This window comes from Phycisphaerae bacterium (genome assembly GCA_024102815.1).
Lineage (GTDB): Bacteria > Planctomycetota > Phycisphaerae > UBA1845 > UBA1845 > JAGFJJ01.
Window position 1 is genome coordinate 1 of the sequence record JAGFJJ010000026.1, and the last position, 19,222, is coordinate 19,222.

The 19,222-nt window shown below is 60.6% G+C and carries 23 protein-coding genes and 1 tRNA gene; 3 read left to right on the forward strand and 21 right to left on the reverse strand.

All coding sequences use genetic code 11. The features are described 5' to 3' along the window. From J5J06_06795 to J5J06_06855, 13 genes are all read right to left on the reverse strand, one after another. Positions 1-283 (reverse strand): hypothetical protein (locus J5J06_06795; GenBank protein MCO6436777.1); only part of this gene is annotated, 283 nt, incomplete at its 3' end. Then, positions 252-740: a phage terminase small subunit P27 family gene (locus tag J5J06_06800; GenBank protein ID MCO6436778.1), complete on the reverse strand. Its 489-nt coding sequence runs from the start codon at positions 738-740 to the stop codon at positions 252-254. The genes J5J06_06800 and J5J06_06795, both read right to left, overlap by 32 nt. 85 nt (positions 741-825) lie before the next feature. Then, on the reverse strand, positions 826-1,914 hold the full coding sequence (locus J5J06_06805) for a tRNA adenylyltransferase (protein ID MCO6436779.1): 1,089 nt from the start codon (positions 1,912-1,914) through the stop codon (positions 826-828). Positions 1,915-2,190: 276 nt separating this feature from the next. After that, the gene (locus tag J5J06_06810) at positions 2,191-2,511 is read right to left on the reverse strand and encodes an HNH endonuclease (GenBank protein ID MCO6436780.1); all 321 of its coding nucleotides are present in this window, start codon (positions 2,509-2,511) and stop codon (positions 2,191-2,193) included. A gap of 86 nt (positions 2,512-2,597) precedes the next feature. Further along, positions 2,598-2,798 (reverse strand): hypothetical protein, encoded by a 201-nt coding sequence (locus tag J5J06_06815; GenBank protein ID MCO6436781.1) that lies wholly within the window; start codon positions 2,796-2,798, stop codon positions 2,598-2,600. 40 nt (positions 2,799-2,838) lie between these two features. Beyond that, entirely contained in the window at positions 2,839-3,711 is an 873-nt protein-coding gene (locus tag J5J06_06820; GenBank protein ID MCO6436782.1) for an HNH endonuclease, read from the reverse strand. A gap of 472 nt (positions 3,712-4,183) precedes the next feature. After that, positions 4,184-5,056, reverse strand: coding sequence for a ParB/RepB/Spo0J family partition protein (locus J5J06_06825; GenBank protein ID MCO6436783.1), 873 nt, complete (start codon positions 5,054-5,056; stop codon positions 4,184-4,186). Continuing rightward, positions 5,053-5,460: a hypothetical protein gene (locus J5J06_06830; protein MCO6436784.1), complete on the reverse strand. Its 408-nt coding sequence runs from the start codon at positions 5,458-5,460 to the stop codon at positions 5,053-5,055. The genes J5J06_06825 and J5J06_06830 overlap by 4 nt, the downstream gene beginning before the upstream one ends. Before the next feature lie 254 nt (positions 5,461-5,714). After that, positions 5,715-6,092 (reverse strand): DUF1580 domain-containing protein, encoded by a 378-nt coding sequence (locus tag J5J06_06835; GenBank protein MCO6436785.1) that lies wholly within the window; start codon positions 6,090-6,092, stop codon positions 5,715-5,717. A 115-nt stretch (positions 6,093-6,207) separates the two neighbouring features. Continuing rightward, positions 6,208-6,954 (reverse strand): hypothetical protein, encoded by a 747-nt coding sequence (locus tag J5J06_06840; GenBank protein MCO6436786.1) that lies wholly within the window; start codon positions 6,952-6,954, stop codon positions 6,208-6,210. 27 nt (positions 6,955-6,981) lie between these two features. Beyond that, positions 6,982-7,935: a site-specific integrase gene (locus tag J5J06_06845; protein MCO6436787.1), complete on the reverse strand. Its 954-nt coding sequence runs from the start codon at positions 7,933-7,935 to the stop codon at positions 6,982-6,984. Beyond that, positions 7,917-8,300: a hypothetical protein gene (locus J5J06_06850; protein ID MCO6436788.1), complete on the reverse strand. Its 384-nt coding sequence runs from the start codon at positions 8,298-8,300 to the stop codon at positions 7,917-7,919. The genes J5J06_06845 and J5J06_06850 overlap by 19 nt, the downstream gene beginning before the upstream one ends. 152 nt (positions 8,301-8,452) lie before the next feature. Beyond that, positions 8,453-8,524, reverse strand: a tRNA-Gly gene (locus J5J06_06855). A gap of 279 nt (positions 8,525-8,803) precedes the next feature. On the opposite strand from J5J06_06855, the gene J5J06_06860 reads away from it, so the two are divergent. Further along, complete coding sequence (locus J5J06_06860; GenBank protein MCO6436789.1) at positions 8,804-9,241, forward strand: hypothetical protein; 438 nt, start codon at positions 8,804-8,806, stop codon at positions 9,239-9,241. Between the two features lie 405 nt (positions 9,242-9,646). Continuing rightward, positions 9,647-10,414, forward strand: coding sequence for a DUF4114 domain-containing protein (locus J5J06_06865; GenBank protein ID MCO6436790.1), 768 nt, complete (start codon positions 9,647-9,649; stop codon positions 10,412-10,414). Between the two features lie 176 nt (positions 10,415-10,590). Here the strand turns inward: J5J06_06865 and J5J06_06870 are convergent, their stop codons facing one another. From J5J06_06870 to J5J06_06880, 3 genes are all read right to left on the reverse strand, one after another. Continuing rightward, the gene (locus tag J5J06_06870; GenBank protein MCO6436791.1) at positions 10,591-12,696 is read right to left on the reverse strand and encodes a hypothetical protein; all 2,106 of its coding nucleotides are present in this window, start codon (positions 12,694-12,696) and stop codon (positions 10,591-10,593) included. Between the two features lie 97 nt (positions 12,697-12,793). Beyond that, positions 12,794-13,459: a zf-HC2 domain-containing protein gene (locus J5J06_06875; GenBank protein ID MCO6436792.1), complete on the reverse strand. Its 666-nt coding sequence runs from the start codon at positions 13,457-13,459 to the stop codon at positions 12,794-12,796. Positions 13,460-13,521: 62 nt separating this feature from the next. Next, positions 13,522-14,148: a sigma-70 family RNA polymerase sigma factor gene (locus tag J5J06_06880; GenBank protein ID MCO6436793.1), complete on the reverse strand. Its 627-nt coding sequence runs from the start codon at positions 14,146-14,148 to the stop codon at positions 13,522-13,524. Positions 14,149-14,289: 141 nt separating this feature from the next. Between J5J06_06880 and smpB the strand changes: the two genes are divergently transcribed. Further along, positions 14,290-14,775 (forward strand): SsrA-binding protein SmpB, encoded by a 486-nt coding sequence (smpB, locus tag J5J06_06885; GenBank protein MCO6436794.1) that lies wholly within the window; start codon positions 14,290-14,292, stop codon positions 14,773-14,775. 18 nt (positions 14,776-14,793) lie between these two features. On the opposite strand, the gene phoU is transcribed toward smpB, so the two are convergent. The 5 genes from phoU to J5J06_06910 all read right to left on the reverse strand — a co-directional run bounded on the left by phoU (position 14,794) and on the right by J5J06_06910 (position 19,213). Continuing rightward, on the reverse strand, positions 14,794-15,477 hold the full coding sequence (gene phoU / locus J5J06_06890) for a phosphate signaling complex protein PhoU (protein MCO6436795.1): 684 nt from the start codon (positions 15,475-15,477) through the stop codon (positions 14,794-14,796). Positions 15,478-15,481: 4 nt separating this feature from the next. Next, positions 15,482-16,327, reverse strand: a complete 846-nt coding sequence (pstB, locus tag J5J06_06895) for a phosphate ABC transporter ATP-binding protein (GenBank protein MCO6436796.1) — start codon at positions 16,325-16,327, stop codon at positions 15,482-15,484. Between the two features lie 5 nt (positions 16,328-16,332). Beyond that, positions 16,333-17,220, reverse strand: a complete 888-nt coding sequence (gene pstA / locus J5J06_06900) for a phosphate ABC transporter permease PstA (GenBank protein ID MCO6436797.1) — start codon at positions 17,218-17,220, stop codon at positions 16,333-16,335. Next, a complete protein-coding gene (gene pstC / locus J5J06_06905) occupies positions 17,217-18,110 on the reverse strand; it encodes a phosphate ABC transporter permease subunit PstC (GenBank protein ID MCO6436798.1) in 894 nt (297 codons plus the stop codon). The genes pstA and pstC overlap by 4 nt, the downstream gene beginning before the upstream one ends. Before the next feature lie 71 nt (positions 18,111-18,181). Beyond that, on the reverse strand, positions 18,182-19,213 hold the full coding sequence (locus J5J06_06910; GenBank protein MCO6436799.1) for a PstS family phosphate ABC transporter substrate-binding protein: 1,032 nt from the start codon (positions 19,211-19,213) through the stop codon (positions 18,182-18,184). Between the last annotated feature and the right edge of the window lie 9 nt (positions 19,214-19,222).

Consider the following 19,222-nt stretch of genomic DNA (forward strand, 5'->3'; position numbering starts at 1 on the left):
CGAAGATGAAGGCCTCCCGGTAGCGGCGGCGTCCGTCGCCACGCTTCCAGCCGAAGAGGTTGCCCACGATGGCTTGTTGCCACGGCTGGAGGATGAACGGCTGGCCCATCCACTCCCCGGCGGTGAATGTCAGGCATTCGTGGAAGAAGTCGACGGCGCGCTTCGCCGCGCGAACATCAAAGGTGCAGCCGCCGGAGTTCTCGAAGGGATCGTAGCCGGGGATGAGGCGGTAGACTTCGTCCTGCTTCAGCTTACCCCGCCTGGAAGAACCGCGCTTTGCCACTGGCGGGCTCCTGTTTCTGCGGGGCGAGTTGGATGCGGGCCCGGGCGCTGGGCGTCATGCCGAACTCGGCTTCGAGCCGGGTGAGCTGCGTGGCCAGCTTGTTGGCGATGGCAACCTGCGGCCACTGCTGGAAGCACTTCACGCCGCCCTTCTCGTCCTTGATGGGGTACATCTCCCCGCGCTCGTCGATGAACTCCTCGGCCTTGCGCCAGCGGCTCCACAGGCGGCAGTAGCGGCCCAAGGCGTTGCCGTCCACGCGGGTCAGCACGCCCATGACCTCGAGCAGTGGAACGAGATGATCCCAGGCCTTGCCCGCGTCTTCGTCCAACCATTCGGGCCGGTCGGGTGCGCCCTCGGGACCACGGACCTCCCGCTCCTCGCGTTTGCGCGTGACGCGCTTCGAGCCGCGAAGCTTCAGGAGCGGTGTCGGCGTCGGGGCTGGACCTCGTCGTCCCATGATTTTATCCAAGCATTGCCATGAGCCTGTCCAAGCCTGCGCAGAGCTTTTCATGAGCTTTCATGAGCAAATCCAAGCCGTCGAATCAATCATCCATTGACCGTATGGCCTCCAGCGCTTCGTCGATCGTGCAAACCTCTATTCCACACCGGCGGGATCGGTTATCGATGTCGCGCAGCGTCATGAGGTCGTCAAACCACTCCGAGGACTGCAGATGACGCTTGAGCTTGTGGCCGATCCGACCAACCTCGAGTTCCAGTGCATGCATGTGATGCGCGATGAGGAACGACTCGCGCTCAGTGATCGTACCGTCCAAAGCTTCGACCGCGGCGGCGGCGTGATCGATTGGATCGATCGCCTTGCCGACGTCGTGCAGTAGGGCAGCCGCGACCAGCTCCTGGTCATATGGCACTTCGTCGCGTGCCAACTCGAACGCCTGCAGGGAGTGGTACAGCGCATCACCCTCCGGATGCCACAGCGGGTCCTGCTTTATGTGTTCAAGTGGTACGAGCAACATCCGCCAAATCATGTACCGATCGATATTCGTGGCGGGCTCCTCGGAAACGTCGGTGCCAGGGTGCTCCCGTTTGATTAATTCCGCCAGCCCACCAATCGAGATTCGCTCAATCGCCTTACCGGTGATGGAACTCTTGAACCGGTACCCGACCTGATTGCGCGCATACACCGTTAGCTCGGTCTCGAATTCGTCGCGAACATGGATATGCGTAAACAGGCGTTCTTCGTTGTGCTTGATGATGCGCTTTCGTTCGATAGTGTACGGCAGACCGGCATCGTCTAGAAAACCTGTGATCGCCGACACCGAGTCGGAGAATACGTGCAGGTCGATGTCCGAGCCCTTGCGAACGTGACCGGTCATCACACTGCCGATCAGCCGTGGCTCGAAGGGCTCGAGCAGTCGCATGAGCCGAAGCGCGGCGACCCGCATGTCGCGGAGTCTTTCGTCGCGCCCATCGCCCTCCATGAGCTTGGCGAGAATCTGGATCTCGTCGCGGATTTCTCGGTTGGCGGGCAGATGCTGCGGCTGGTACCTGAAGTTAACGCCGAGCCTCGAGGCCGCCTTGCGCTTGGCGGTGTAGTATTCAGACTCGACGCGCTCGTACATCAGTTTGGCGGCCTCGCGCGCAATATGCCGCCGGAGTCGATTGTCTGCCATGGGTTGTGGTGCGCCCGATATTGGAGGGCCATCGATGCGGACGCCGGCCTGAATTTCAATATCGGCACATTGTACGTTCCACTGCCACGAGGGCAACGGGCGAGTGTCGCGCCAGCAAACCGGAGTGGCAGTGCTATTCATGAGCCAACCCGCTTTCTCGACAGCGCCAGGGCGGTTCTCATGCTCCGACCCTCCCCCCCTATGCCAAAACCGGGGGAGAAATGCGTGTCGGTGGCGACGTGGTATACACGCAAAACCTGTAGATATTTGACCGGCCTACCGGTCGTTAGGTGAGTTACCGAAGCCGCCATCATACATCACCGTCTTCTTCGAATGACAACTCGCGCAGAGCGTTTGCAGGTTCGATTCGTTGTGCGTTCCTCCACGCGCCAGCGGCACGATATGATCAACGATCTCTCCGGCGACGACGCGTCCGTCATGATCGTTGAACGGGTCTTCGCACAACGGATGCTTCATCAGATGCCAGTGCCGCACGCGCTGCCAGTGGCGATCGTAGCCACGCTGCGAGGGTGAGGGTCGTTGGCCGTGGCGCTTGATGACAGGCGTCGATCGATGTCGCTTGGGCGCGTGGGGCATGGTCGCTCTCCATCGCTCCAATCATACGCGCACTTCTCATTCGTCATTCCAAGCGTTGGAACACAAGAACATGGGAACGATTACGTTCATTCCTGCACCAGGCGGAAACGGTAGCCGCATTGCTCGTCCATGCACCGCACCCACGACAGCGCGCTGCCGTCGCCCTGGTCGCTGACGGTTCGGTACTTGCGAAGCCGTACGCCGCCGCATTGCGGGCAGCGCGGCCGTTCGACGGTCACGGTCGTCAGGCGTCGTTTGGGTGATTCAGGCTTGTCTTCAAGGCACATCGATGCGGCCCTCCTTGGACCCTTCAGAAGCGTGCTTCCCTCACGTGGCCTCTTCCAGTTGCTTGAAACGCCACTGAACCGCATCGTTGTGCGGTTGGAAGGGAAGATGAGTGAGATCGCTCCGTTCTATTCCAAGCTCCGACGAAGTTGGACCCGCGGTGTTAAATGAGATCCGCAGGCTGACAGGTTCGATGCTGAAAAGACCATTATCGAATGCCCGATGATGGTTGGCGCACAACACAAGGCCGTTGCGCGGATCGTCGGTACCGCCGGCGTCTTTGGGGCAGATGTGGGCCGCATCTAAGAGCTCGAGTACATCGATGTCGCAAACGGCGCACCTCGCTCCATAACGCTTGAACACGAGGAATCGAAATCGAGGTTGACCGGGGCGGGCTGTTGCTTCGCGGCGCGGAGGGCGGGTGTGCTTTGTCAGCTCGAAGGGCGTTTCGATGGCGCCAAGTGGCTCCTCCCTCGGGGGCTCATCCGCCAGAATCACCAGAAACTGACGCCCGTCGTCGTCCCAATCATGAACCCAACCAAGGAATACGTCGCGCGTCTTAGGGTCGGAGGAGTTGCCAGCCACAACAAATAGCGGTAGCTGGAGGTCCTTGCAGGCTTTTGTCGCATCGATCTCCGCCTGGTCTCGGCCAGTAGGTCGCCCCGTTTGCGGGTAATGGTACAGCAAAGTGTCTTCATCGAGATCGGCGGAGTAACGGTGGCCGCGGTGCATCAAGCTGACGGTGACGCCAGACTGGGCCAACGCCCCCGTGACCTTTTTGTCAACCCAAATGCCTTGTTGGCCACCGTAAATACTCAACTCTCGGAGAAGCTGAGGATCGGCACCTTTCGAGCCTCCCCGCTGACTGAGCTTTCGCCACATGTCTTGTCTTCGCTTTCGTTCATCCTCGATCATCGGGACTGCATCCTCTTGAGGAACTCAGGCTACTGTCGAGCTACTGCCCTGGTCCGGCAGCTGTTCATTTTAAGTGAGCGCGCCCAAGAATACATTGCCTTGCTGTTTGATTCAGGCTTGTCTTGAATTGCAATTCCTTTCAAGGATTCCCTGGGAATTAGCTTGATTCCGTTGCCAACAGTTGCCCTCATGTGGGTGTACGCATGGGGCGTACCGAACGCGGAGAAGAACATGACGACGAACAACATGCCAGAGACGACCAACGACGAGCCGACGGACCTGCTGGACATGCTGAAGATCACCAAGGTGCAACAACGGGACGCCGGCGGCTCGTGGGTGACGGGCAACATCGGTGGCCACCGCTTCGAAGCGCTCGTGTTTCCCGAGCATGCCGCCTATCCCGAGTTCGAATTGGATTCGAGTCGCATATCGAAGCTCTGGGTGCAGCGCACCGCCGACCGCGCGGTGGTCGTCAATTTCGACCGCGGCTGGGACGTTCGCCCGACGACACCGGTCGCCGAGGAAATCGTCGACCTGTTGGTCGCCGGATTGGCCGACACCGTTTGGCGTAGCTGCGCCACAACGTCACCGGCCGGGTCTCGTCGGCAATGGCCTGCCAGCGAATCAGTCCGGCCACGCGGGCCCTGGTCAGCAGATCGCACAGGTAGGCATAGCTTGTCCGGTCGTTGGCGTAGCGTGAATCGGACTTGGCGCTATTACGCAGCGGCGGATCGTTGAGCAGCGTGTAGTGGATTTGCCGCACACTCAATGGCCAGAATTCCCTTCGATCCTCGATGACCTTGATGGCCGCGCCGAGCATGGCTTGCTTGAGCGGGCCGATTCGTTTTCGGGCACGCCGCGCGGTCAGTTCGATCGGCGCCAGCCTGCAGTCGGACATGTCTGACTTTTTGCGCCGATGTGCCAGCAGCAGGGCATGGGCCTCGTCGGGATCGACCGACGCAACCCCCTCGCGGAGCATTTCATCCAGCGATTTCACGCGCTGGCGGTTGTGCTCGCGGAGCAATCGGAGCACTTCGTCGGAATCGCAATCTTCCCAGTAGATGGGTTCCACTCGACAGGGAACCTTCACGAGACCGGCCAGCCTGGCGGCCGTCCACCGGCGATGGCCGGAGAGAATGTAGTGGTCCCTGGTGACGACCAGCGGCTCGCGGACGCCGTTCTCGCGGATGCTCTTGGCGAGCGCGCGAGTATCCGGGTCGTCCGCGACCACCGGGCGGTAGAGCAGCTCGTTCTCCGGGCACGGCGATAGGTCGGCCAGCCGCACCATCACCTCGGACGATGCCGTCTGGCTCTTTTTTCTGGAGTTCTTTGCGACCTTGGTCACGCTATCTCCTCACCCGACGCCCCCCCGTGGCCACGCGGGCCACCCTGGAGCGAGAACGCGGGCCGGATGTCCGCCCCGCCCCAGATGTGCTCGCACAAGGCATCAAGTTCGGTTTGGCGATCGTGCACCTCCACAGGCGCGCTTGGTAGGCGATTGCCCGTGATCGTGAAGAACTTTGCCCTGTCGTAGACTTCAATCACACCATCTTCGAGGTAGGCCTTGCATTCTCTCACGGTCTTCTTGGCCAACACGAAGACCTTCACACCGCGCCCCGATGGGCTGATTTCGCTGTAACTGGCGAGGCTCTCGATGAACTCGCGTGCCCATGGTTTGAGTACTCCAGACTCCCCGTCGATGCAGTTGTCCAAGTCAACACCGGCGAATGGGTCATCCTCGGTGAACACGAACCCAACGCCAACGACGTCCGTCCGGCGGCGAAGTGCCTCGCACGCCTCGTCAAACGACGCCTAAGTCTTCGAGTCAATGGTGGAAGCGGCGCACCCGTTCCTGGGATCAACAGGCACCTTCGTCGTTTTGCCGCCGCGATTGACGTATCTCCACACAACCCACTGTGGCCGTTCCTGCAGGCACATGGGAACGGCTAGAAGCAACTGCACTTCGTCGACTACAGCTGCTGCAGATGTATGAGTCGGAACACTCATTTAAGTCCCGCTCTGTCGAGTTCGTTCTCAGCTTCCTCGATCTGACGCAATCGATAATCTGTGTTTTTTGGGGAGAGCTGTTTTCGGCGTCGTCGACGTGGTAGAGGTTCGACCGTGGAGGCAGCGGCCACTTGCGCAGCATCGGCAAGCTGGAAGTATTCCGCGTCGGCTTCGGCGAGGCGTTGGCCGAAATCGGCCAGCCACGCAGCGGTCGTGAAAATCCTTCCGCCGAGACGACAGTGCTCGAGGCGGATCGTCTGGCCGCCGCGAGTCTTCACCCCTTTGCGGCACCATCGCCAGACACAGGACACATGCGGGTGGCCGGGCACATCCTTGCTTGCTTCAGCCAGCGTTAGGTAGTCGGAGAGAGACACGCGAAGGACTCCAAGACTTGCACTCGTTTGTGCAAGCCTAGGAGACCATGCAATTGAGGGTCAACGACACGTAGTCGACCTGTCATATCGAATATGACACGTCGACGAAATGTCGTCAGCACTCTTCGTTGATGATGCGCTGAATCGTGCGCTCGGTGAGTCCAAATGTACTGGCCAGTTCTTCATAGATCTTCCCGAGCTGTTTGCGTGGCGATTTTCGACGCTTCTTGGCGAACTCATTTCGTATTCGAGCATCGCGTTCCTCATTCCGCCGGGCCTTATTCGCCAGATCGATGCTCTGCTTATTTTCCAGTCCACGTCGAGCCAATGGCTCAAACCGGTCCAGCGTCAGTCGAGCGTATTGATAGCCAATGAACGCCGCGAACAGGAGGCCTTCGTTGACCTTGTGTTTCAGGGGTGATTTCCTTTCGCGCAGTTGCTCCGGCAACTGCTCCTCCATCGCCGAAAGAACAGTGTCGAGATCCCGCAGACCGCGCAAGATGTCACACGCGGCGTGCGCCGAACTCGGGGCATTCGTCGGGAGGGCGTGCGGCCACTCGGACGACGGTATGTCGGTCAACACCCCGTTGACCTTGGCTCTCCTCGAATACCGCTGCAGTATCCGCAAGGCCGCCCGCTCGACGATTTTCCTCAACCGATCCGAAGGATCGAGCATCGGTGACCCGTCGTATTGGCAGGTGCGCCGCTCCCACTCGAGGATCCGACGCACGCGCCGAACTCCGAATCGCATGATCTCCTGGTAGCGCTCCACCTCATCCTTGTTGAGTTCCCGTGCTGTCAGCGATTGAGTGACGGCCTTAGGGAAGACCGGCCCGGTGATTTTCAGTTTCTTTTTTCGCATCTTTTCTCACCTGGAATGGGTGCCTGGCTACCCGATCCTCTGCATGATCTCGACAACCTTGGAGTGGTCGCGCTCGGCGTAACAGGCATCGGTCACGTACGCGCTGGCGTGTCCAAGGACAAGCTGCGCGGCCTCCAGGCCGAATTCGCGCCGGAGAACAGTCGCCGCGGAGTGACGGACTTGATTTACATGGAATCGATGAGCGCGCCGCCAAGCCCGGAGCTCGTTCCACAGCCCTTCGGACTTCAATCGTCTGTACCAGCGCGTCGTCGATTCGCCCGTCCGCCTTGCAAGCCCACCCGTCGGCGGGAAGGCCCGGTCGCAGGCATATTGCACGGCGCGGTTGTAACTGCCGGTCGAGTAGCGATCAGCCGGACGCCGGTGAGGTGACTCTTGCCGATTCGCGCCCGGTTCGTTTCCCTGACCGGCAACGGTCTTTCGCTGTTTGCGCCTCATCTCGCGATACTCCGCTTCCGACTCCGCAGGACTGAACAGGAACTGATCCGTGGCCCGGCTCGTCAGAAACTCCCGAACAATCTCCTGTGCCTGGGGTCCCAAGAAGATCACGCGTTCACGCTCCCGGAAGGCATTCTTGTGCTGTTCCGGCCTATACAGCCAGAGCCCAGCAGCATTATCGAATTCAATGTCGCACGGTCGCATGGCCAGCAGCTCTCCGGGTCGGGCACCTGTAAAAACCTGAAGCTGTACCAAGGCACGATGGGGACTGGAAAGATGCGGCGGTACGGCATCGATCGTTGCCTGTGGAACAGGCAGGACCTTATCCGTTTCGCGCGCTTCCGTACGACCGCGGCGCAGGGGCTCGACGGTACGGAGAGACTCGTGGACTGATACGGGCACCAGCTCACGTCCCGCCGACCACTTGAACATGTGCCGAAGTCGCTGCACCTGGGCGTTGATGTACTTGCGCGACCAAGGCTTTCGCTCCGGCTCGGCGCCGCGGATCATCTCCTGCCGAAGCAATCGGAGTTTCTGCGGACTGAACACTCGACGGCCGGCGTCCGCCCAAAGAACTGCCGCAGCAGGATGAGCGCGCCGTTGATCGCCTGGGCGTGTTTGGGGCGATAGTAGCCTTTGGCCCAACGCCAGTACTCGCGGATGACTTCCACGATGGTGTTCGCGTGGGCCGAGTTAGAAGGTGCCTCTCCTTCCATCGGCGGGAAGCGTCGCTGGTTGGCCTCCCAAGCGGCAATCACACGGTGGTACCGCTCGCGGCTTTCTGCAGTGCCGTAGTCGCCGAGCCAGTAATCGCGGCGCTTCTTCGAGAGCGAATCGGTTAGCGTGACAATCGCCTGGGTGTACCCCGTTCGGCGCCGGTAGGAAGGCATTCTCGGGGCGTTTGGACCGTTTTTTTCGTAGGCATGGGCGGCCTCCTGGACGCGTTGCGCGGTGTTACACCGCGCGTTCTTACGTCCCAGGCCGCACTGCCGAACGCTGGCAGGTAACCGTAACTAACGGTTTCGGCGTGGTTTATATCCAAAGCGGGCGATCGGATTCGAACCGACGACGTCCAGCTTGGGAAGCTGGCATTCTACCACTGAATTACGCCCGCAGCTCGATGCAACTGTCGCCAAGATTTCGGCAGCCACAATCTCAAGACCAATTGCGCGCGGCTTAAACTCTTGGCGTCCCAATTCTACCGCGCTGATTGACTTTTGGAAGCGTCAAGATCCTCCGTGGCAACGCATAGTACGCAATGGAACGGCGTACCCACGCGAACCTTCCCGCAGCGGGGGCGGCCGCGGGACATCCAACTTCAAGCCTGCCGCACTCAGTCCCGAGTTTCCTGATACGTCCTTCGGCGGAAACCGGGTCCTATTACGAAAGCAGAATGGTCAGAATCTTACCATTCAGGAACAACCAGAGCCGACAACGGGGTCGGTCAAACGTCGAGATCCCAACTCGCAATCGCGCGTTCGCGCTGGACCCGGAATCATCCGATCGCCATGAAGCCCGTATCCGCGACCGAAGAAGCGGAATCTGCCCTGTCAAATTCACGGAAATCGGATCCAAGGCCGTCTTTACAGTGGAGGACTATGTCGCTGGGTGCAAGCCGCGCGGCCACATCGTCTACCCCCCGACGACCCTGGCAGGGTTTGAGAACGCACATAATCGCGCGGGCGATGTGAGCTTTCCGCAAACTGAGGCAGAGCGAGTCTGCTCGGAAGCCGGGAATCGGGGAGTCGCCACCTATCTGGATGGTGCGCAGCTTTGGAACGCGGCCGTGGCCTTGAACGCGTCGCCGACGAACTTGATCGCGGATCAGTAACCGCACCGCGAACCGACTGCCTGCTTTTGTAGACCTGCCCCAATTCAAATTGTCAGTTTCGCGCGGTCCAACCGACCCCGAGCAGAACCTCCTGGACCCTCCGCCCGCGGGGGCCACGAGCACCGCTTTCTCGGCCGAAAATCGCTATGCCCCGAGCACGCTCGCGATACCCGATCAAGACTCGGAGATTTGTTAGCATGGGAAGTCTGATAAGAACAGGAAATCTGCGGCGCAGGTCAATATATTATCTATCTTGAAATGTGCTCATTAAATGGGATAGAATCCGCCGTCAGTGCAAGGCGACCGCTGTTTCCGGGTCGGAGCGGCGGGAGTGACATTGCATATCGTACGAGTCGGGTCGAGACCGGCTCAGGGGCTCGTCAACGCATACGAGGGGAAAGGACTATGAAGAGAGGAAGATTGCTGGGAGGAATCGCCGCCTTGGGGTTGGCGATCGGAATGGGCAGCATCGCCCGCGCGGATCTGACAACCGTCAATCCGCCACCTGCGGGTGAGGCGACGCATGCTCAGATTCTTGACCACATCTATGGTGGAACGTTCGTCAGCGGCGGCGTCGGCATCTACACGAACGGCGTCGTGACGGTCACCCGCGTCGACGATCGCCTGCCGGGTGGGGGTCCGGGTAGCAACCTGAACCTGATCACCGGCACGCCGGGGCTGCCCACGACCGATCAGTGGTGGGAAGACGGCATTTCGTACACGGCCGCTGAGGCGAAGTTCGCCGGGCTTGCTCAGGAGTTCGGTTTTGACACAGGCTCGGGCTATCAGAAGCTGTTCGACGTGTCCATGACGGGTCCGACAGGCTTCGACGTCTCCGGCAGCGGCGTTCACCACTTCCCGATGGGTCAGCCGTTCGAGTGGATCCGCAGCGGTGGCGGTAATCCCTACTCCTCGGTTGAGGCCAACAACGTCGACCAGCTGGATCACTTGGTGACCTATGCCGTGTCGTCGCAGCGCTTCGATCCGGACGAGCATGTCTGGCTGCTGTTCTGGGAAGACAAGCCCGGTCCGCTGAATAACGTCTCCGACCGCGACTTCAACGATCTCGTGGTCGAGCTTCGTGCTTCGATCATTCCGCTGCCCGGCGCCTGGTTGCTCGGCGTCGTGGGCCTCGGAGCGGTCGGCATGGTTCGCCGCCGGATGACGGCCTGACTTGCGAACACCCGGCCTGACACAGGCCATTCATGACTGACACCGAAGTGTCAGCGGCTTCCTCTCGGGGTGATCCGTCTCCGCCAGAATCGGACAAGAGGTCCGGCGGAGGCGGGTCACCCTTTGGGGACCGAATCGGATTCGGCCCCCCACCACGTTTTCGAGCCATTCGACGATCACTCTGCCGATTCCGCAAACCGCAGGGAAATCGTGGAATCAAACCGTTTCCCATCGGCCGATCGCACCGAGAGATTCACGGTCTGCACGTACTCGCCTATCACCGCAAATTGACGTAGGAGATTCAGTGACGAAGAGCGTGTAAGATCCTGGGCGCGGGATCCGATGAGACGCGGCAACGGGACGTCGAGCATTTCTCCCGCGCGCAATACGCGAATAGTCGGGCCGGGTGCGGTGCTGTTCGCGACCTTTCGGTTGAAGTCCTCGCGCATATTCCCAAGAGACAGAAGCTTCCCGTCCACGCCCAGAATCAAATCACCGGCGCGCAAACCGGCGTCCACCGTTGTCTGCAAATCGCGCGTCACGACGAGGCAGTTGGGAGAGCTCTCCTCTTTAAGCTCAATCGGCGGCGGCGCGGCTCTTCCTTCCGTGAGGCTCTCCTCGGGCCACCAGAGCATGTTCCACAACAATGCGGCGTCGCTGCCGCGGTCCTCAAGCCAGCCCTGAAGCACTTCGGCGGTCAGCCCGGCTTGGGCCACCGCCAGGAGACGCGTGTCCGGCTGGTTCTCTTCAGACGATTGGAACGCGGCCAGCCCGCCAAGCGTCGGAGCAAGCCCAGCCTGTGCGTCCAGGATGCGCTCGATATGCGTACGATCCAACGCCAGGATGACCCAATCGCGCCAGGACGTCCATGCAGGGTCGAGCGACTCCAGAAGCCGCGCGAATGGGAGCTTGGATTTTCGCGCGTAGCTTTGAAGTGGCACATGCACAATCGGCGCCCCAAGATACGGCGCGAGCTTGAAGGTCGGAGCGGAATCGGCCGGCACGGGATCGACGGCCTGGATCAGCGCGATGAGATTCCTCGCCAGCTTCGTGATCTCGTTACGAACCGCCCGCGCATCGGGGGATCGAACCAGTACGGCGAATTGCGGACCAAGACCCTCTTCGCTCAGGTCCTGCCCCCAAACCACGATTACATCGGGGCCCACGCGGGCGAGAACGGGATTGCGCTCCCCCTCCCCGCGACTGAGATCGCTCAACAACTGCAGGTAACGTTGGACGGCATCGGCGGATCCGGACGAGCCTCCGCGGCTGAAGGCCCGTCCGAAATCAAGCGTCAGTCCGACCGCCGCCAACGTCGTCTGCGGAAGGCGTCGCATTCGCTCCAGCGCCTGACGGGACAAGGGGGCTCCCACACGCGCGGACGGAAGGTCGGCGCTGATAGAAATCTCCAGTCCTGCGGATCGTGCATACACGCCGACGAGTGCGCGCGATGTGTTCCTCGAGTCGGCGGCACCATCCGACTCCTGGCCGGGTGCAATTGCACTGGAAGATCCCGACGCGCGGATGGCGCCGGCCTTTGAATGGGGAGAATTCCCGCTAATGGGCGAACTGCTCGTCGCATTCGGCATTCGGATCGCCGCATAGAAGACCGCGAGAGCGTCCGGAGGAATTCGACGTGACATTTCGAGAAAGTCCTTTCGGGCGGTGATCGGCCGTCCATGCACCCCGCCAAGGACCATCAGTTTCTGGACCGTTCGCACAAGCAGTCCGTCGCTGAACCTTCGAGCAACCGCGATCACGCCTTCACGCGCGCAGACATAGGTACCATCGCGCATCCGGAAAAGTCGTGCCTGGTCCACCATGCGCTCGGACTGCCGCCGCTCTTTGGGAAACCACCGCTCAAGCGCTGCGTCGTTGGGCAGACGGATCAGCCAGGTGCCCCGCCGGACATCTCCGAGGGCCGGTGTAACAATCAGCCATTCACAGGAAAGAAGCTGATCCACGGGGATTGCGCTTTCCGGGCCGAGGAAACGGGTCGCCATGTTGGCAAGACTTGCGGCTGAAGAATCCCCCCCGTCGAGGTCGGCGATTTTGCGCGCAAGCGGCCAGGCATTGGCCCGCTTGAGCTCCCTCTCGACTTTTTCAGGAGCGGGCAAATGGATGTACCAACTGGCTTGCTCCGGAACAAATTGCTCCAGAGGAATTGGCTCGCCGGGGGCTGCTCGACCGGAGGCCCCCAGGACCACGGCGATCAACAAGACCGCGGTCGGTTTGAGAGCGATGTTCCGCCGCATGTACCAATCCGCGTCGAATGGACTCATCAAGCGCTCAAGCAGCGCGCGGTACGGCTGAAGGGTACCGGGCACAACAACTCGGGGAATCCTCGCGCCCGGAACCCCGGAATTGCGCGATTCCCGTCTAAGGATTCTTCGGCTCTTGTGGCAACGGAACCGTAGCAGGACTGTTCGCAGGCGACGACGCAACGTCTTCCACGACGGCGCTGGCGGCGGGACGGTTTCTTCGGGCCTCTTCCAGAATGTCAATGGTTTGGTAGATCGTGAGATCAAGAACGCCCTGGACGGTGCTGATGTCTTCCTGGGTCCGCTCGAGCCAATTCTCCAATGGGCGAGGTGCAACCTCACTTGTATCGGCCTGAGCAGCCTCTGTCGGCGGGGCGAACTCGTCGAATAGCCCGGGGTCAAGATCAAGCGCTTCCGGCGACGCCTCTTCCACCACGCCCGCCACACGACCCTGATGTCGCCCGGTCAAGACCGCCGTAACCGCCAAGGCCAATACGGCCGCGGCGGCTATCGGGGCACCAATGCGGAACGTTCGGGCACGCCAAAACGAGCGAACGGCGCGTCGTTTGCTGACGCATTCAAGCAGCCGATTCTCGAAGTCCGCGCGCAAACGTACCGGTTCGCGATCGGAAGCGATGATTTGTCCGGTTACTTCCAGAAGTGCCAGCTTGCGCCGACATGAGGCACAACGGAGCCGATGGGCGCCAAGTTCCGTGGCCAAGGCCGGCGATAGCTCGCCGTCGAGATAGGCATTGAAGAGTGCTTCAGCGTCCGCGCATCGCATCGCGTTTTCATCCTTGCGGATTCGGTGCCGCTCCTCGGCACCGCTCGAATCTCCGCACTCTTTTACCCGGCGCCGGCCGCGCGATTGCGAAATTCCCGAATGTCCCGCTCCTCCACCGTTTCCAACAGTTCCCGAAGCCGGGCACGGGCACGGTGCAGATGGCTCTTGACCGTGGCGACGGGCACTTCCAGAACCCGGGCAATTTCCTGGCAGCTCATCTCATGGCGATAAAAGAGCACGACCGCAGCCCGCTGGGCGTCGCTGAGCCGATCAACCGCCTCCCAGACCCGGCCGCGCAACTCGGTCGCCTCTTTCGAAGCCAATCGGTCGGCTCCGCTCTCATCGGATGCGGCCGATAGCTGGGCCGTATCCAGTTCGCCTGAGAGCACGGATCGCTTCCGCATCCGGTTGAGGCAAACGCGGTACCCGATGGTAAATAACCAGGTGCTGAATCGGTATTCAGACGAAAAGGTATGCAGCGAGGCAAACGCCTTCAAAAAAGCATCCTGACAAACCTCTTCGGCGTCATGCTCGTTGCGGACCATGCGCCAGATGAAGGCAAAGAGGCGATCCTTGTGCGCGCGGATCAGCGCGCGGATAGCCCCCTCGTCTCCGCTTTGGGCACGAGCGACCAAAACCCTCTCGTCGGCACGGTCGGTTTCCGGCGATGCCTTCACAATAGCGTTCACCTCCACCCTCCAATTATACCCGACGGACACCTGTCCGGGTTGCCTCCGTTCTCCTACATTATTCGAAATCGGCATGTTCGAAAGGTCACGTGACCTGACACCTACAGAGAAGCTTTATATTATTCCGTTCCAGGCCTCCGCATGGTCCGAAAACCACAATCTGATGGAACCATCGGCATAAACCGCAAAGCCGGCCACCGTTTCGAGTTTCTCGAGCGTCTGGAATGCGGCATTGCGCTTACCGGAACGGAAGTCAAATCGCTCCGCGAGAAAGCTGTCTCGCTGGACGAAGCTTACGCCCGAATTCTGGGCGGCGAGCTCTGGCTCTTCGATGCGCACATTGCGTCCTACCGATTCGGCTATGGGGCCAATCATCTGCCCACACGTCGCCGCAAGCTGCTGGTCCACGCTCGGCAGTTACGCAAGCTCGTTGCCGCGACGAAGCAGAAAGGGCTTACGCTTGTGCCCGTCCGGATGTACTTCAATGAACGGGGCATGGCCAAAGTCGAGATCGCCCTCGCGCAGGGGAAAGGAAAGAGCGATCGTCGCGAAGACCTCAAGGCCAAGGACCACAGACGCGAGATGGATCGGGCCATGCGTCGCGGCGGACGGGGTGGACGATCCTAGGATAAGTCCCCACCAAGATTAACGACTTTGCGGCCGATCCTGCGATTTGCGCATGCGGTGCCGGACGATTTTCCCTGTGCAGAGAAACACGACATCCTCGGCAATGTTCGTGGCATGGTCTGCGATCCGTTCGAGGTTCTTGGCGATGGACAGCACGTCGAGCAGCGTGGGCATGTCGCCGGGACGCCGTGTCGCCTCGCTGACCACATCACGTACGATCTGTCCATAAAGGGCGTCGACGACCTCTTCTTCTTCAAAAACGGATTCAGCGTTCTCGGTGTTCTGCATCCCGTAAACTTTGACCGCGGCGCGAAGCATCCGCCGCACGATCGGCGCCATGCGGTTGATGTCGTCGCCGAGTCCGTTGAGGGCATCTGCCGAAAGGTAGCGGGCGCGCTCCGCGATGTTGACCGCACAGTCGGCGATGCGTTCAAAATCGTTGTTGACCTTCAACACCGTGCAGAGCAGACGAAGATCGGCACCGACGGGCTGGTACAGCGCCAGGAGTCGAATAACTTCCGACTCGACCTGGACTTCCTCGGCATCGACGTCGCGGTCCCGGGCAATCACCCGAAGGGCGAGTTCATCCCCGGGTTGGCAGACGGCATCGCAGGCCTCCTCGACGATGTCCTCGACGAGGCTGGCCATACGCAGCGATCGACGGCGCAAATCATTGATTAGGTCGACAAAGTGTGCGGTCATGGCGTCAGCCGAACCGGCCGGTGATGTAATCCTGGGTGCGGCGATCCGACGGATTGGTAAACATGGCCGCAGTGGCACCGACCTCGACAAGCTCCCCAATGTACATGAAAGCGGTAAGATCGGAAACCCGTGCGGCCTGCTGCATATTGTGTGTAACCAGCACGACGGTGTAGTCCTGTTTGAGCTTGTCGATCAGGTCTTCGATCCGGCCCGTGGCAATGGGGTCAAGGGCGGAGCAAGGCTCGTCCATGAGCAGGACCTCCGGCTGCAGGGCGATGGCACGGGCAATGCACAGACGTTGCTGCTGCCCCCCGGATAACGCATAGGCGCTGTCGCGGAGCTTGTCCTTGACCTCGTCCCAGAGTGCCGCCTGGCGAAGCGAGCGCTCCACCAGCTCCTCGATATCTCCTCGGTAGCCGTTGATCGTCGCGCCCCATGCGATGTTGCGGTAGATCGACTTGGGAAACGGGTTGGGTTTTTGAAAGACCATGCCGATGTGACGGCGGAGCTCAACCGGATCGCTTCCGGGGCCATAGATATCCTTACCCCGATAAAGCAGCTGACCTTCAACGCTCGTGCCCGCCACGAAATCATTCATGCGATTCATGGCCCGAAGCAACGTGCTTTTCCCGCAGCCCGACGGTCCGATGATGGCCGTGACGCGGCGGCGGGAAACATCGAGGCTCACATCCCGGACGGCGGCAAATTCTCCGTAGCGAATGGTCAGATGCTCGGCCTGAATGATCGTCTCGGTGGATTCCGATTGCGCGATTACTTCTTCCGCCCCCAGGGGACGGGTCGAAACCTGAGGGACTGGAGTGGAGATGCGATCCACGGACTTGGTCTCCATGCCGACTATCGAACCTTTCCACGCTGTTGCCAGGCTCGAATGGCCACGGCCAGCGCATTCATGGGAAGCAGAATGCCAAGAAGAACGAGGATCGCGGCGGCGGCGAGTTCACGAAAGATCTCGCTCGGCTGGTCCGTCCAGTTGTAAATCTGCAGCGGCAGAACGGTAAATGGATCGTTCAAATTCTCGGGCACGAAGGCAACGAATGCCGTCGCACCGATAAGCAGCAGAGGCGCCGCTTCTCCGATCGCGCGGGATAGCGCCAGGATCACACCGGTCATGATTCCGGGCAGCGCCGCCGGCAGCACGTGGGATCGAACGGTCTGCCAGCGCGTGGCGCCCAGCCCGTAGGCCGCCTGGCGAATGGAGTCCGGCACGGCCAGCAATGCCTCACGACTCGCGATGATGATAATCGGTAGAACCAGTAGGCCGAGAGTCAACCCTCCGGAAAGAACACTTCGATCGAACTGCAGGAGCCGGACAAACAGTGCCAGCCCGAGCATGCCGTAGACAACCGATGGCACGCCGGCAAGATTGGCGATGTTTATTTCGATCAACCTCGTCAGGCGGGTCTTGCGGGCGTATTCCTGCAAGTAGATCGCCGCGGCGATGCCCACCGGGATCGAGAACACGGCCGTGATCGTAATGACCCACAGCGTGCCCACCAGAGCGCTGAGAACGCCGCTTTTCTCCGGAAAGATGGTGGAGGGATAGCTTGTCAGGAATTCCGTGCTGAGCCACGCGCTGCCCTGATCGACAATCCGCATGATCAGCACGGCCAATACAAGAAGCCCGCTCAAGGTCATGAGCAGACAGAGGCTCGAAAAGATTCGCCCCTTCAGGCGCCGCGCGGCGAGCCGCGGCCGATAGAAACCAGCGGTCGCGGCGGTCATTCGTAAGCCTCCCGGTACGCCGCCAGAATCCGCTGGGCAATCAGGTTGAACAGCAGCGTCACAGCGAATAGCGTCATGCCCACCGCGAACATCGTCTGGTAACCAATTGACCCATACGGCGTATCCCCCAGGCTGACCTGGACGATGTAGGCCGTCATGGTCTGGACGCTCGCGAGTGGATTCAGCGTGAGCTTGGGCGTCATGCCCGCGGCGATCGCCACGGCCATGGTCTCGCCAATCGCACGGGCAAATGCGAGTAACACGGCCGCGACAACTCCCGAAAGTGAAGCGGGAAGCACGACGCGCGTGGAAACTTCCATGCGGGTTGCCGCCAAGGCGTAGGCCCCTTCACGGAGACTCATGGGCACGGCGCGAAACGCGTCGTCGCAGAGCGACGCCACCGTAGGGATGATCATGATGCCGACGACCAGCGCCGCACTGGCCGCGTTGAAGATCTGCGTCTGGGGCATGAGCGGCTGGAGAACGTATGGCGTAACAAACGTCAGGGCGAAGAATCCGTAAACCACCGTGGGAATGCCTGCCAGGACCTCCAATAGAGGCTTCAACATGCCGCGGACCGTACTGCCTGCATACTCGCTCAGAAAGATGGCCGAGCAGAGTCCGACGGGTACGGCCACGAGAAGCGCTCCCCCGCCGATCAGCAGGGTCCCGCACAGCAGCGGCAGAACCCCGAACGATCGCGGCTCTAGGAGCGGCGCCCATCGGGTCCCAAAGAAGAAAGCCAACGGAGAAATGTGCTCGAAAAAGCGCCACGATTCCAGCATCAGCATCCAGACGATGCTGATGGTCGTAAGGACGGAAACCAGCGCGCATACAAACAATACAGCCTGAATCCCTCCTTCGCGCGATTTCTGCCAGAATCGACTCATGACTTCGAGCCCTGATGCACATTCGGAAAAAAGGGGCCGGTCCGATCCACGTGGACGACTCCATTTCTGCGTTACTTGCCGCCCCGGTAGATCTCGAGCAGATCGGTGACGTGACCCGTCCCGGTTCCGCTGATGACCGACCCTGTCTTACCCTGCTCGAGGCGCTGCCAGCTCAACGTGTAGAGTTCGTCCGGGAGCGCCACATATCCGACCCGCGGGTGCTCCACGATTCTCCCCGCGTTCTCATACACGAACTTGAGGAACTCACGAACCGCTTCGTTATTCGTATAGCAAGCCTTGTTCACGTAGAGAAACATGGGACGGGCCAGCGGATGGTAAGTACCCGCGCGTATCGTGTCCCGCGTGGGATGGATCGGCGCGCCTTCCATTTCCGAGACGCCCAGCAACTTCAGCTTGTTCTCATTGGCTTCGTAATAAGCAAACCCGAAATAACCGAGCGCGGAGGGGTCTCCGGATACGCCCTGGACGAGCATATTGTCGCTCTCGCTGGCCGTGTAGTCGCTTCGAGATGCCCGGGGCTTGCCGACAATGACCTCCGTAAAGTACTCGAACGTGCCGCTGTCGGTTCCAGGACCGTAAAGGCGGATGGGTTCGTCGGGGAAGTTGGGGCGGACGTCGCTCCACTTCGTAACTGCCGAACCGGGTTCCCAGATACGCTTCAACTCCTCAACACTCAGATGGGAACAGAAGCGATTGCTGGGATGAACCACCACAGCGATGCCGTCCAGTCCGATCGGCACCTCCATAAACTCCACGCCGAGCTCCTTCGCTCGCTTGATTTCCTCCGGAGAAATCGGGCGGGATGCATCAGAGATGTCCGTACGCAAATCAGGCGTGGCCTCCAGGAATTTCTTGAAACCGCCGCCCGTGCCGGAAATGCCGACCGTCACGCGCACCCGAGGGCTCTCTTGCTGGAAAAGCTCGGCGGCGGCCATGGTAATCGGCGCGACCGTACTCGATCCGTCGATTCTCACGGTACCTCGAAGCGGCGCCGCCGAGGTTGACGAACTGAGCAGAAAACCGATGGCACAAAACAGCGAACCCGTTTTTACGAACGTGCATCGAAATCTCGGGGCAGACATGAACCCGTC

What these genes read in the sequence shown, in the direction of transcription:
- pstA (MCO6436797.1), bottom strand. Translation starts at nt 17,220, where the DNA reads ATGACCGCCGCGACCGCTGGTTTCTATCGGCCGCGGCTCGCCGCGCGG.
- smpB (MCO6436794.1), top strand. Translation starts at nt 14,290, where the DNA reads ATGGTCCGAAAACCACAATCTGATGGAACCATCGGCATAAACCGCAAA.
- phoU (MCO6436795.1), bottom strand. Translation starts at nt 15,477, where the DNA reads ATGACCGCACACTTTGTCGACCTAATCAATGATTTGCGCCGTCGATCG.
- J5J06_06800 (MCO6436778.1), bottom strand. Translation starts at nt 740, where the DNA reads ATGGGACGACGAGGTCCAGCCCCGACGCCGACACCGCTCCTGAAGCTT.
- J5J06_06860 (MCO6436789.1), top strand. Translation starts at nt 8,804, where the DNA reads ATGGTCAGAATCTTACCATTCAGGAACAACCAGAGCCGACAACGGGGT.
- J5J06_06875 (MCO6436792.1), bottom strand. Translation starts at nt 13,459, where the DNA reads ATGCGATGCGCGGACGCTGAAGCACTCTTCAATGCCTATCTCGACGGC.
- J5J06_06910 (MCO6436799.1), bottom strand. Translation starts at nt 19,213, where the DNA reads ATGTCTGCCCCGAGATTTCGATGCACGTTCGTAAAAACGGGTTCGCTG.
- J5J06_06840 (MCO6436786.1), bottom strand. Translation starts at nt 6,954, where the DNA reads ATGCGAAAAAAGAAACTGAAAATCACCGGGCCGGTCTTCCCTAAGGCC.
- J5J06_06815 (MCO6436781.1), bottom strand. Translation starts at nt 2,798, where the DNA reads ATGTGCCTTGAAGACAAGCCTGAATCACCCAAACGACGCCTGACGACC.
- pstB (MCO6436796.1), bottom strand. Translation starts at nt 16,327, where the DNA reads ATGGAGACCAAGTCCGTGGATCGCATCTCCACTCCAGTCCCTCAGGTT.
- J5J06_06810 (MCO6436780.1), bottom strand. Translation starts at nt 2,511, where the DNA reads ATGCCCCACGCGCCCAAGCGACATCGATCGACGCCTGTCATCAAGCGC.
- J5J06_06850 (MCO6436788.1), bottom strand. Translation starts at nt 8,300, where the DNA reads ATGCCTTCCTACCGGCGCCGAACGGGGTACACCCAGGCGATTGTCACG.
- pstC (MCO6436798.1), bottom strand. Translation starts at nt 18,110, where the DNA reads ATGAGTCGATTCTGGCAGAAATCGCGCGAAGGAGGGATTCAGGCTGTA.
- J5J06_06865 (MCO6436790.1), top strand. Translation starts at nt 9,647, where the DNA reads ATGAAGAGAGGAAGATTGCTGGGAGGAATCGCCGCCTTGGGGTTGGCG.
- J5J06_06805 (MCO6436779.1), bottom strand. Translation starts at nt 1,914, where the DNA reads ATGGCAGACAATCGACTCCGGCGGCATATTGCGCGCGAGGCCGCCAAA.
- J5J06_06870 (MCO6436791.1), bottom strand. Translation starts at nt 12,696, where the DNA reads ATGAGTCCATTCGACGCGGATTGGTACATGCGGCGGAACATCGCTCTC.
- J5J06_06820 (MCO6436782.1), bottom strand. Translation starts at nt 3,711, where the DNA reads ATGATCGAGGATGAACGAAAGCGAAGACAAGACATGTGGCGAAAGCTC.